This window comes from Blautia sp. AF19-1 (genome assembly GCF_003479155.1).
GTDB lineage: Bacteria > Bacillota > Clostridia > Lachnospirales > Lachnospiraceae > Fusicatenibacter > Fusicatenibacter saccharivorans.
Genome location: NZ_QUGQ01000010.1, coordinates 112,947 through 125,235, shown reverse-complemented (window position 1 = coordinate 125,235; position 12,289 = coordinate 112,947). Strand labels below are relative to the sequence as shown.

Sequence of the window (12,289 nt, the reverse complement as noted above, 5' to 3'; positions counted from 1 at the left end):
TGGAATCGAGGTGTCTTTCTTTTATGCAAAATCACGAACTTGCTCATTTATAGCATAAAACAGATGCGGAGGCATCCTGAAAAAAAGAGGAGAACAACATGGAAAAACAGAAAAAGATAGCACTGATTAATGATCTGACAGGCTTTGGACGGTGCTCGACGGCTGTGATGGCGCCGATCGTGTCGGCGCTGAAGATTCAGGCGGTGGCAGTTCCGACCGCAATTCTCTCAGCACACACGCAGTTTCCGACGTATTACTTTGATGATTATACTGACCGGATGAAGGATTACATTCAGACCTATAAGGATCTGAAGCTCGATTTCGATGCGATCTCGACCGGCTTCTTAGGATCGGAACAGCAGGTGGATATCGTGCTTGATTTTATCCGCCATTTTAAGACGGACCGCAACTTTGTCATCGTCGATCCGGTCATGGGAGACTATGGGAAGCTGTATCGGACGTACACGAAAGAGATGTGCGAAAAGATGAAAGAACTGGTTCACTACGCGGATATCATCACGCCGAACCTGACAGAACTCTGCACACTGATCGATGCGCCGTATCCGGAGAACGGGGCTTCGATTGAGGAGCTGAAAGAGATGTGCGGAAAACTGGCAAAGCGGGGACCGAAACACATCGTGGTGACGGGCATCCACTTTAACCAGACGCAGATTGCCAACTTTATCTATAACAAAGGCGAAGACTTCCAGATTGTCATGGTAGACCGCATCGGCGGCGACCGGAGCGGTACGGGAGATGTCATTGCGGCAATTATCGCAGGCATGTATCTGAACGGCCACAGCCTGTACGAGTCGGTGAAAAAGGCGGCGGATTACGTATCGAAATGCATCCGCTACTGCGAAGAAAACGAAGTGCCGAGCTACTGGGGACTCTGCTTTGAAATGTTTATGAAGGACTTAACGGAGGAAGCGTAATGTATTTATATACTGTAACCGGAGCCGTCGGCGAGGAAGGGTATCTCGACCTTGCAAAGAGCGGCGATCTTACCGGAAAAAATGTCTATGTCAACATGACAAACAAATGCCCGTGCAGCTGTGTGTTCTGTCTGCGCCAGACGAAACAGCAGCAGGAGGGAAATACACTGTGGTTAAAAGAGGGCGAGCCATCCGTTGAGACGATGCTGGAGCTGTTCGCACAGTACGATCTGAACGTGATCAATGAACTGGTCTTCTGCGGCTTCGGAGAACCGCTTGAGCGGCTTGAGGATGTCTGTCGGGTGATCGATTCCTTAAAAGGAACGTATCCGAACCTGAAAGTGCGTCTGAATACGATCGGTCTTGCCAACCTGATCTATGGAAGAGATGTCACCCCGGAATTAAAGGGAAGATTTGATACCGTCTCGATCTCTTTAAACGCGCCGGATGAAAAAGAATTTCTGGAGCTCACACGGTCGAAATTCGGCATCCAGTCGTACGAGGCTATCAAGGAGTTTGCAGTGCTTGCAAAACAGTATGTGCCGAATGTTGTGATGACCGTTGTCGAGAAAGTTATGCCGGAAGAAAAGATTCAGAAATGCCGGGAAATCTGCGATGAATTAGGTGTTACCCTTCGTGTCCGCCCGTTTGAAAATTAAAGTGTGCGGAACGGAATCTTTCGCTTGTATTTCCAGAATATAACGCCTATAATGGGAAGGAAAAACAAAAGAGAGGGAGAGACGTATGAACGAGTCTAATGGAGTCATCCGCGATGCGAGAAAGCTCGGCATTCCTAAAATGCTGATTCTCGGATTGCAGCACATGTTTGCCATGTTCGGTGCAACCATTCTGGTGCCGATTCTGGTAAACAGCTACTTTGTAGACGCATGCGGCGAGGGGCCGTCCCGCGGTCTTACCGTATCCGTCACACTGTTCTGCGCCGGCTTTGGAACCCTGCTGTTTCATCTGTGCGCGAAATTTAAAGTACCGGCATTTCTTGGTTCTTCGTTTGCATTCTTAAGCGGTTTCGCCGCTGTTGCAAACCTGAATACCGGAAAATATGCCAGCATGAGTGTCAACGACAAGGCAGCCTATGCCTGCGGAGGTATTGTGGTAGCAGGTCTTCTGTACCTGATTTTTGCCTTGATCATCCGCATGGTCGGCGTCAAACGCGTGATGCGCTACCTGCCGCCGGTTGTCACAGGTCCGGTTATCATCTGCATTGGCCTCAGCCTTGCTGGTTCCGCCATTAATAATGCTTCGACGAACTGGTTCCTGGCACTGGTTGCGCTGGCAGTCATCATCATTTTCAACATCTGGGGAAAAGGAATGCTCAAAATCATTCCGATTCTGATGGGCGTTGTGATTGCCTACGCTGTGGCAGTTGTCCTGAATGCACTCGGCATCAAAAATCCGGACGGATCCGTGATCATCAACTTTGCGCCGGTTGCACAGGCAGGCATCGTCGGACTTCCGCCGCTGCAGCTCTGCAAATTCGATCTGACCAGCATTATGATCATGGCACCGATCGCGATCGCGACCATGATGGAGCATGTCGGTGATATGTCGGCGATCTCTGCAACCGTAGGAGAGAACTTCCTTTCTGATCCGGGCCTGCATAGAACCCTGCTCGGTGATGGTCTTGCAACCGCAATGGCAGGTTTCATCGGCGGACCGGCCAACACGACGTACGGCGAGAACACCGGCGTTCTGGAATTGAGCCGCGTACATGACCCGAGAGTCATCCGTATTGCCGCAGTCTTTGCGATTATCGTCAGCTTCATTCCGAAGGTATCGGCACTCATCAGCACCATGCCGTCCTCTATCATCGGAGGCGTCAGCTTCATGCTGTACGGTATGATTTCTGCCATCGGTGTGCGCAACGTGGTAGAGAATAAAGTAGACCTGACCAAATCGAGAAACCTGATCATCGCGGGCGTCATCTTTGTCTGCGGACTGGGCTTCAGCAACGGTCTCTCCTTTACGATCGGCGGAACGACCGTCACCCTGACTGCACTTGCCATTGCAGCCATCGCAGGAATCCTGCTGAACATGATTCTGCCGGGCAATGATTACGAATTCGGCGTAAACGAGTCCGGGGACGAGAACAGAGGAATCCACGCATAAAGAAAAATGCAAAAGAAAATCCGTTTTTTCTGCATCTGTATTCTGCACAAAGGAATGTGCAGAAACAGAGGGGAAAAAGCGGATTTTCTTTGCATTTCGGTACGGGCAAGTGTATACAGGAGAGCAAGAAGATGTAAGGTTGGTAAAAAAATGACACACGAAAGATCGAAAAAGGGGATGATGGGACAGGTCGTCGGATCCTTATATTACCTGGATCCAACGGTGATTCCGCGGCTGAAAAGTCTGCGAAGCGGTGACGATCCGGTGTTTTCGTTTGGTGTTTTATTTTACGCGCTCAAACGCAATCCGCGGAGAATGGTTCAGCACGTAGATGATGCCGCGCCGTTCAAATCCGTTTTTCTGGATCAGATGCTGCATGATTTGATTGTCCGCATGCGTATCGACGCGCAGGTGCGGGATCTGTGCCCAGCAGTAATCGACGATCTGGGAGAAAAATCCGTGGATTGTTCCGTCTGAGGCAACCTGGTGGATCGTGCCATACGGCGCATCGGAGAGCCAGGAGCCATTGTCGATCTGCAGATACGTCGGATCCTCACCGATGATGAAGGCAAACGCGCCGTGCAGCGTGCCGTTTTCTTCCAGGACAAAAAGCTGTTTGTTACGGATTCTGTTGTGAATCAGCTCCTCCGGCGGAAAATGGTTTCCCCACTGATTCGGATTTCCGGTTTCCTGCATAAAAGAGCGGGCGTACGCATAGATTGACATGATCGAAGTAAAATCCTCCGGGACGGCAAGTCGTATCATGATAAAAATTCTCCTTTTAGTTCAAAATAAGCAGTTTTATTGTAGCACAGCGGACGATGAAGCACAAGAAAGAGAAAACAGGATTTGACTTTTTGAAAAATCCCATGTACAATGCAGTTAGTTACAACTAACTAAAGCAGCCAAAACCACAACAAAATGATTTCTGCCGGTCCTGGATGGGCCGGTTCCGTATCAAATTGTCAGAAAGGAAAGAATATGAAACAAAATCGAAAACGAAAAGAGACGGCGGGCATGAATTTTCTCCGCTATCTCGGCCCGGGACTTCTTGTCACGGTCGGTTTTATCGACCCGGGAAACTGGGCATCCAACATTGCCGCCGGATCGGGTTACGGCTACGAGCTTCTGTGGATGGTCACCCTGTCCACGATCATGCTGATTTTTCTGCAGCACAATGCGGCGCATCTCGGCATTGTCACGGGAAAGTGCCTCTCGGAGGCGGCGAGCCTCTATCTGCCTGCGTGGCTGAAAAACACGATTCTTGCGACGGCGATGATGGCAGCGGTGGCGACCGCAATGGCGGAGATCCTCGGCGGTGCGATTGCGCTCCAGATGCTGTTCGGCATTCCGATCAAGCTCGGCAGCATGATGATTCTCGTGCTGGTTCTGATCTGTGAGTTTACAAGTGCTTACAAACGGATTGAAAAACTGATCATTGTGTTTGTCTCGCTGATTGGCTTTTCGTTCCTCTTCGAGGTCTGGATCGCCGATATCGACTGGGCGCAGGCGGCTGTCGGCTGGGTAAAACCGTCGTTTCCAGAGCACTCAATGCCGGTCATCTTAAGCGTCCTCGGTGCGGTCGTCATGCCGCACAACCTGTTTCTCCACTCGGAAATTATTCAGAGCCGCCAGTGGAATCTTGAGGATGATGAGGTGATTGCGCGCCAGTTAAAGTATGAGTTCAAAGACACCCTGTTTTCCATGATCATCGGATGGGCCATCAACAGTGCAATGATCCTGATGGCGGCCGCAACGTTTTTCCAGCCGCAGAATGCAAAGCAGGTGGATGATCTCGCAACGGCGGGAAAGATGCTGATACCGCTCCTTGGAAATGCCGCATCGGTGATTTTTGCAGCAGCGCTTCTGCTCGCCGGAATTTCATCGAGCATCACCGCGGGAATGGCGGGCGGAACGATTTTTTCGGGGATTTTTAACAAGCCGTATGAGATCAAGAGTAAGGAGACACGCTGGGGAATCCTTCTTACCATGATCCCGGCCGCAGCGGTCATTCTTCTGATTGATTCCCCGTTCCAGGGCCTTCTCTATTCACAGATGTTCCTTGGAATGCAGCTCCCGATTACGGTATTTACGCAGATTTATCTGACGTCCTCGAAAAAAGTCATGGGAAAATACGCGAACAGTCTGCGGCTGAAAATTGCCCTGTTTGCGATTGCGGTGATTGTGACACTGCTGAATATCGCGCTGCTGTTTGTGCAGTAAAAAGAATGAGAAATAAAAAAAAGGAAGTCCGCTGCGCTGATCCCTGAAAAAGAGACCGGCGCAGCGGACTTCTTCTATTATAATATGCTCTTCATGCAGGCATCGACAAAGTCCTGCAGAAGCGGAGAGAGTTTCCGCCCCTTTTTCCAGATCACGGCGATCTGCGTTTCCAGGTCGCTTTCTGCGAGCGGCTGGATGCGGAGTCCCTGGCAGAGAGAGCTCATGGACTGCGGGAAAATGGCAGTGGCAAGGCCTTCCTTTGCCCAGAGCATCGCGCCGCGGGGATCGTCGCAGACGCAGAAGAGATCCGGTTCCATGCCGCGCGAGTGGAACGCATCCATGATGAGCGCCTCATACCGGCGGTAGATGATGAGCGGAATATTCAAAAGATCCGGGAGCTTTAGCGATCCGTTCTTCTCGGGAAGCATATCTTTTGAAGAAACGGCAATCATAGGTTCAGAGCTTAAAATTTTATAGTCGACATCGTCGAGCCGCAGCGGTGTGCGGGCGATGGAAATGTCGATGATGCCGTCCATCAGATAGCGGTACAGCGTGTAGGTGATGCCGTCGTGCACCTCGAAGTTAACATCGGGATTGCGGCGGGAAAAAAGCGAGACGCACGGCATGATCGTCGCAACGGTGGTCGGTGTGATGCCGAGGCGCAGAACCCGCTTTTTGCCGACCTTTGCGACCTCAAGCTCCGTCGATTTCACGTACTCGAGCAGGTTGGCGGAGCGGTCGTACAGCAGTTTTCCGGCTTCGGTCAGGCGGACGCCCTGGCGGGTACGTTCAAATAAAGTGACGTTCAGTTCGGCTTCCAGCTGCTTTAACTGATAACTGAGCGGCGGCTGGGACATATTGAGGCGGCGGGCGGCCTCGTGAATACTTTCGGTTTCGGCGATGACGCGGAAATATTCAAGCTGGCGCAGTTCCATAAGAGACTTCCTTTCGTGAAATTATCTATGATATTAAAATTGTATCACTAAGCTATAAAAACAATACTATTCGTATTAATCATATGAGATTATACTGTCAATGTCAAGAAACAAAGAAATGGAGAGTGAAAAAGAAGATGAAAAGTCTTGGAGTCTACTTGAAGCACTACAAAAAAGAGAGCATCATCGCTCCTTTGTTCAAGCTTCTGGAAGTCGTATTCGACCTTCTGGTGCCGATGGTTGTTGCCCAGATCATCGATGTGGGTATCGCAGGCAATAACCGTCCGTACATCGTCAGCCGTTTTGGAATCCTCGTTCTGATGGCGGCAGTCGGACTTTGCTGCAGCTTCACCGCGCAGTATTTCGCGGCAAAAGCGAGCGTCGGCTGTGCAACCGAGCTTCGCCAGGCGGTCTTTGATCACATCCAGGCTCTGTCCTTTACGGAGCTGGATACCATTGGAACCGATACGCTGATCACCCGTCTGATCAACGATATCAACCAGGTGCAGAACGGAATCAACATGGGGCTGCGTCTGCTGCTGCGGAGTCCGTTTATCGTATTCGGTTCCGTTGTGATGGCATTTACCGTCAACGTAAAATGTGCCATCGTATTCCTGGTTACTATTCCGATCCTGTTCGTTGCCGTATTCGGCATTATGCTGGTCAGCATCCCGCTGTTCAAAAAGGTACAGGCGGCACTCGACCGCGTCACCGGAATGACAAGAGAAAATCTGAACGGTGTCCGTGTCATCCGTGCGTTCTGCCGTGAGGAGCAGTCTGTTGCCGATTTCGAAAAGAGCAACGATGAGCTGACTTGTCTGAACGAGTTTGTCGGAAAAATTTCCGCACTGTTAAATCCGCTGACCTATGTCCTCATCAACATCGCAGCCGTTGTCCTGATCTGGCAGGCAGGCCTTCAGGTCAACATCGGCAGTATGCAGCAGGGACAGGTTGTCGCACTTTACAACTACATGCTGCAGATCATCGTGGAGCTGATCAAACTGGCATCGCTCATCATCACCTTAAACAAATCCGTTGCCTGTGCAGAGCGTGTCTCTGGCGTACTGGCGGTTCCGACAACCATGAACTACCCGGCAAAAGGCGGCGCTGCAAAGAAAGTAACTGGCGATGCAGCTGTTACATTTAAAAATGTCAGCTTCACCTATGCAGGAGCCGGCGCAGAGAGCTTATCGGATATCAGCTTTACCGCAAAACGCGGCCAGACCATCGGAATCATCGGCGGTACCGGAAGCGGAAAATCGACGCTGGTCAGCCTGATTTCCCGTTTCTACGATGCGACCAGCGGTGACGTCATGGTAGACGGCGAGAATGTAAAGAATTACACGAAAGAAGAGCTCTGCAATAAAGTCGGTGTTGTTCAGCAGAGAGCAGTGCTCTTTAAAGGCAGCATCCGCGACAATATGAGGTGGGGCAAAGAGGATGCCACCGATGCAGAAATCTGGGAGGCGCTCACCACAGCCCAGGCGAAAGAAGTCGTAGAAGGCAAACAGGATCAGCTCGATTTTATGCTGGAGCAGAACGGAAAGAACCTCTCCGGCGGACAGAAACAGCGTCTTTCTATTGCGCGTGCGCTGGTAAAAAAACCGGAAATCCTGATTCTGGACGACAGCTCGAGTGCGCTTGACTTTGCAACGGATGCAAAACTCCGCAAAGCCGTCCACAATCTCGAAGGAAACACGACAACCTTCCTCGTATCCCAGCGAATCGCCGGCATCCGTCAGGCAGACCAGATCCTCGTTCTTGGAAATGGTACGCTCGAAGGAAACGGCACACACGACGAGCTGATGAAAACCTGCGAGGTTTACCGCGAGATTTACTTCTCCCAGTTCCCGGAAGAGCGTGCAGCTTATAACAACGAAAGCGGGGTGATCGCATGAAAAAGACAGAAAACAAGTCCGGAAAAAGCGGCATGCAGGTCATGAAAAAGCTGATGGCGTTTATCGGAAATTATAAAATTTTCTTAGGCCTTAGTATTGTCCTGGCTGCGGTTACCGTTATTTTACAGCTTTATATTCCGATCCTGTTCGGCGATGCGATCGATGAGGTCGTTGCAGCCCACCAGGTCAATTTCCCGGAGATGTGGTTCTATCTGAAACGAATCGTATTTTTTACCCTCGTTTCCGCACTTTCCGCATGGATCATGAACCTGATCAACAACCGTATGACGTACCGCATCGTGCGCGACCTTCGTTCCCAGGCGATCCGTCATATCCAGGTGCTGCCGCTGTCCTATCTGGATCAGCACAGCTCCGGAGACATCGTAAGCCGTGTTATCGCAGATACCGATATCTTATCGGACGGTCTTCTGCTTGGCTTTACGCAGCTGTTCTCCGGCATCGTAACCATTATTGTGACACTGTTTTTCATGTTCTCGAAGAACGTATGGATCACCCTTCTTGTGATCTGCCTGACACCTCTGAGCTTCTTCGTGGCAAAATTTATTTCCGGCCGCTCGTTCAAAATGTTCCAGAAACAGAGTGAGACGAGAGGAAAACAGACCGCACTCATCGATGAGATGATCGGAAACCAGAAAGTAGTCAAAGCGTTCGGCTATGAGGAAAAAGCTTCCGAGCGTTTTGCAGAGATCAACAAAGATCTGCAGAAATACAGCCAGCAGGCCGTGTTCTACAGTTCCTTAACGAACCCGTCCACCCGTTTTGTCAACAACGTGATCTATGCCGGTGTTGCCCTTGTGGGAGCTTTCATGATCCCGGGCGGCGCGCTGACCGTCGGCGGACTTTCCGTTCTGCTGTCGTACGCAAACCAGTATATGAAACCGTTCAATGATATCAGTTCCGTTATCACCGAGATGCAGAACGCGCTTGCCTGCGCAGGCCGTATCTTTGCTCTTCTGGAAGAGAAAGAGGAGAGTGCAGACCCGGCCGGAACGATCGATACCGTGACGGGAAATGTGACGATCGATGATGTAGCATTTAGTTATGATAAAGAGAAAAAACTGATCGAGAACTTTAATCTTGACGTACAGCCGGGCATGCGTGTTGCCATTGTCGGCCCGACCGGATGCGGAAAGACGACGTTTATCAACCTGCTGATGCGCTTCTATGATGTCGATGCCGGAAAGATCTGCATCGACGGAAAGCCGATCGACGAACTGTCCCGCCATGCGCTCCGCAGCTGCTTTGGTATGGTGCTGCAGGATACCTGGATCAAACAGGGAACCGTGCGCGACAACATCAGCTTCGGAAAGCCGGATGCGACGGAAGAGGAGATCATCAATGCGGCCAAAGAGGCACACAGCTGGGAGTTTATTAAGCGTCTGCCGAAGGGACTTGACACGGTTCTCAGCGAAGACAGCATCAGCCAGGGGCAGAAACAGCTTCTTTGTATCACCCGTGTCATGCTCTGCCTGCCGCCGATGCTGATCCTCGACGAGGCGACCTCCAGCATCGATACCCGTACCGAACTGCAGGTTCAGGAGGCGTTTGACAAGCTGATGCAGGGCAGAACGAGTTTCGTCGTTGCCCACCGTCTGTCCACGATCCGCAACGCTTCGCTGATCCTCGTCATGAAAGACGGAAAGATTATCGAGCAGGGACGCCATGAGGAGCTTCTTGAGAAGAAAGGCTTCTACTACAATCTGTACAACAGCCAGTTCCAGGCGTCATAAAAGATATTTGGAAAAGAGAACAGCAGATCTGTGCCGCGCATGCGATTTTGAGGCGTGCGCGCGCAGATCTGCTGATTTTTTATATGTTTTTGCAATATTCTGAAAAAAATACGGCATGGGGTATTGACGAATCCTATCACAGGTGCTATAGTTTTACAAAAATAAAAAAAGACGTAGAAGTTTTTAGAAAATGTGCGGAGAGCTTTTGGAAATTTAATTTTCGAAAGGTGCACGACCGAAGAAGTAAAACTTTCAGGTGCTGGTTCTCTTCTTAAAACAAGAACGGACGGGAGACGGCGAGGACTAAAAACGGAGTGGTCTCTGGAGAAGCTCTTGAAAAGAGTGCCGAAGGTGCAATGCAGCGATGCAGAATCTCTCAGGCAAAAGGACAGAGTCAAAAAAGATACAGAAGAAAAACAGCCGCGGAACAAAAAAGCGGTGCGCAGAAACGAAAAAATTCCGGAAGTGCGGTTTTTTGCTGTATTTTTCAATCAGAGCCATGTTCTGCAGGAAAAGTCCCGCAGGAGATGGTATTTTTTTTCTCAAAACGGTGCGGATGTGTGATCCACATCGTTCAGACCATACGTCGAATGGAAAGGGAGAAAAGAAAATGGATGCATTGAATCAGGCAATTGCGCAGATCAGTGATGTGCTCTGGAACAGCGTACTGCTGTTTCTGCTGGTAGGTACGGGAGTTTATTTCTCTGTTCGGACCCGCTTTGTACAGGTAAGAAAGTTTAAGACCGCGTGGAACCGCGTCTTCGGCGGTTTCTCGTTAAAGGGTAAGAAGGCCGGAAAAGACGGCATGACTTCCTTCCAGGCGCTTGCAACAGCGATCGCCGCACAGGTCGGAACCGGAAACATCGCAGGATGTGCGACCGCACTCGTATCCGGCGGCCCGGGAGCCATCTTCTGGATGTGGCTTGCTGCGTTCTTCGGCATGGCAACGATCTACGGCGAGGCGTATCTCGCGCAGATCTCCAAACGCCGCGATGAGAACGGAGAAGTCATCGGAGGACCGGTTTACTACATTACCCACGCATTCAAGGGAACGTTTGGAAAAGCACTGGCAGGCTTCTTTGCTGTAGCCGTTATTCTGGCACTTGGCTTTATGGGAAATATGGTACAGTCGAACTCCATCAGTGATGCGTTCTACACCGCATTTTCCGTACCGAAATGGGTGATGGGTGTGATTGTAGCCGTTCTCGCCGCATTCATTTTCATCGGAGGTATCTCCCGTATCGCATCCTTCACCGAAAAAGTTGTTCCGGTGATGGCAGCACTGTATCTCGTCGGAGCCCTTGTTGTTATTCTGATCAACATCCAGCATGTGCCGTCAGCGATTGCTTCGATCTTTATCTGTGCATTCCGTCCGGACGCCGTATTTGGTGCAGCAGCCGGTATTACCGTGCGGAAAGCCATGCGTTACGGTGTTGCCCGAGGCCTCTTCTCTAATGAAGCCGGTATGGGTTCCACCCCGCATGCCCATGCGATTGCCGATGTCGAGAACCCGGAGGATCAGGGTGAAGTAGCGATGATCGGTGTCTTTATTGATACCTTCGTTGTCCTGACCATGACCGCTCTCGTTATTCTTTCTTCCGGCGTTCTGGAAGAGATGATGAGTACCGGTGTTAAAGGAACCCCGGTCGCACAGGCGGCATTCCGAACCGGCCTCAAAGGCTTCGGACCGGCGTTCGTAGCGATCTGTCTTCTGTTCTTTGCATTCTCGACCATCGTCGGATGGTACTTCTTCGCAAGACAGAACGTACAGTATCTGTTCGGAAAGAAAGCAGTCGTTCCGTTCTCGCTGATCGTCGTTGTGTTCGTTTTCCTCGGCTCTCTGCTGAAAGTAGATCTCGTATGGAACCTGTCAGACCTCTTTAACGGCCTGATGGTAATTCCAAACCTCATGGCGTTGATCGTCCTCGCAGGAACCGTAGCAAAAGCGGCAAAAGGTGAAAAAGTAGAATTCTAATCATATATACAGAACGGGAAAAAGGAGGAAAGTCTGCTGATGCAGACTTTCCTCCTTTTTGCAATTATTCAGAGCCACATCTCGATTCCGCTGCGCTGCATCTCGATGTGGCTTCTCGCCATATAAAATTTCAAGAAGAACTGTTCGTTCATGCGAGCATGACTCACAGTTCTTCTTGAAATTTTGCATGGCTCTGAATAATTGCAAAAAGAAAGACCGGCAGGGGAGCTACCGATCTTTCAAGGGGAGTATAAATAATTAATAAGGGGTTATTAATTGTAAAAAAATTTATGAAGGGTAAATTCTTTTACAAAATTGATTATAATACAGATAACGGGAAAAAGCAACATCGAAATTCAAAAGTTGGAAAAAATTACCACAATTTGGAAAGCAGTGGTCCGAAAGCAGGAAAAACACTGTATTTTTGGGCTTGCATTCCCCACTT

9 protein-coding genes and 1 riboswitch are annotated in these 12,289 nt (G+C 50.2%); of the genes, 7 read left to right on the top strand and 2 right to left on the bottom strand.

What is annotated here, in order from left to right; translation table 11 throughout:
* Window positions 1-98 precede the first annotated feature (98 nt).
* From DWX26_RS08800 to DWX26_RS08790, 3 genes are all read left to right on the top strand, one after another.
* Window positions 99-935, top strand: a complete 837-nt coding sequence (locus DWX26_RS08800; protein ID WP_022462643.1) for a pyridoxamine kinase — start codon at window positions 99-101, stop codon at window positions 933-935.
* Window positions 935-1,594 (top strand): TatD family nuclease-associated radical SAM protein, encoded by a 660-nt coding sequence (locus DWX26_RS08795; protein ID WP_118601245.1) that lies wholly within the window; start codon window positions 935-937, stop codon window positions 1,592-1,594. The genes DWX26_RS08800 and DWX26_RS08795 overlap by 1 nt, the downstream gene beginning before the upstream one ends.
* Window positions 1,595-1,679: 85 nt before the next feature.
* The gene (locus DWX26_RS08790; RefSeq protein ID WP_022462641.1) at window positions 1,680-3,062 is read left to right on the top strand and encodes a uracil-xanthine permease family protein; all 1,383 of its coding nucleotides are present in this window, start codon (window positions 1,680-1,682) and stop codon (window positions 3,060-3,062) included.
* A gap of 282 nt (window positions 3,063-3,344) precedes the next feature.
* Here DWX26_RS08790 and DWX26_RS08785 read toward each other — a convergent pair whose 3' ends face one another.
* Window positions 3,345-3,827 (bottom strand): N-acetyltransferase, encoded by a 483-nt coding sequence (locus tag DWX26_RS08785; protein ID WP_117813207.1) that lies wholly within the window; start codon window positions 3,825-3,827, stop codon window positions 3,345-3,347.
* 216 nt (window positions 3,828-4,043) lie between these two features.
* On the opposite strand from DWX26_RS08785, the gene DWX26_RS08780 reads away from it, so the two are divergent.
* Window positions 4,044-5,285, top strand: coding sequence for an Nramp family divalent metal transporter (locus DWX26_RS08780; RefSeq protein WP_118601244.1), 1,242 nt, complete (start codon window positions 4,044-4,046; stop codon window positions 5,283-5,285).
* 77 nt (window positions 5,286-5,362) lie between these two features.
* Here the strand turns inward: DWX26_RS08780 and DWX26_RS08775 are convergent, their stop codons facing one another.
* Window positions 5,363-6,220 (bottom strand): LysR family transcriptional regulator, encoded by an 858-nt coding sequence (locus DWX26_RS08775; protein ID WP_118601243.1) that lies wholly within the window; start codon window positions 6,218-6,220, stop codon window positions 5,363-5,365.
* Window positions 6,221-6,357: 137 nt separating this feature from the next.
* Here DWX26_RS08775 and DWX26_RS08770 point away from each other — a divergent pair, with 137 nt between their 5' ends.
* The 3 genes from DWX26_RS08770 (at window position 6,358) to DWX26_RS08760 (ending at window position 11,844) form a co-directional block, all read left to right on the top strand.
* On the top strand, window positions 6,358-8,118 hold the full coding sequence (locus DWX26_RS08770; protein ID WP_055227033.1) for an ABC transporter ATP-binding protein: 1,761 nt from the start codon (window positions 6,358-6,360) through the stop codon (window positions 8,116-8,118).
* Window positions 8,119-8,159: 41 nt separating this feature from the next.
* Entirely contained in the window at window positions 8,160-9,869 is a 1,710-nt protein-coding gene (locus DWX26_RS08765) for an ABC transporter ATP-binding protein (protein ID WP_082424887.1), read from the top strand.
* Between the two features lie 311 nt (window positions 9,870-10,180).
* Window positions 10,181-10,271: riboswitch (glycine riboswitch) on the top strand.
* A 208-nt stretch (window positions 10,272-10,479) separates the two neighbouring features.
* Window positions 10,480-11,844: an alanine/glycine:cation symporter family protein gene (locus tag DWX26_RS08760; protein ID WP_022462635.1), complete on the top strand. Its 1,365-nt coding sequence runs from the start codon at window positions 10,480-10,482 to the stop codon at window positions 11,842-11,844.
* Window positions 11,845-12,289 lie beyond the last annotated feature (445 nt).

Coding starts and splice junctions, on each gene's coding strand:
- DWX26_RS08800 (WP_022462643.1), top strand. CDS start 99: ATGGAAAAACAGAAAAAGATAGCACTGATTAATGATCTGACAGGCTTT.
- DWX26_RS08795 (WP_118601245.1), top strand. CDS start 935: ATGTATTTATATACTGTAACCGGAGCCGTCGGCGAGGAAGGGTATCTC.
- DWX26_RS08790 (WP_022462641.1), top strand. CDS start 1,680: ATGAACGAGTCTAATGGAGTCATCCGCGATGCGAGAAAGCTCGGCATT.
- DWX26_RS08785 (WP_117813207.1), bottom strand. CDS start 3,827: ATGATACGACTTGCCGTCCCGGAGGATTTTACTTCGATCATGTCAATC.
- DWX26_RS08780 (WP_118601244.1), top strand. CDS start 4,044: ATGAAACAAAATCGAAAACGAAAAGAGACGGCGGGCATGAATTTTCTC.
- DWX26_RS08775 (WP_118601243.1), bottom strand. CDS start 6,220: ATGGAACTGCGCCAGCTTGAATATTTCCGCGTCATCGCCGAAACCGAA.
- DWX26_RS08770 (WP_055227033.1), top strand. CDS start 6,358: ATGAAAAGTCTTGGAGTCTACTTGAAGCACTACAAAAAAGAGAGCATC.
- DWX26_RS08765 (WP_082424887.1), top strand. CDS start 8,160: ATGAAAAAGCTGATGGCGTTTATCGGAAATTATAAAATTTTCTTAGGC.
- DWX26_RS08760 (WP_022462635.1), top strand. CDS start 10,480: ATGGATGCATTGAATCAGGCAATTGCGCAGATCAGTGATGTGCTCTGG.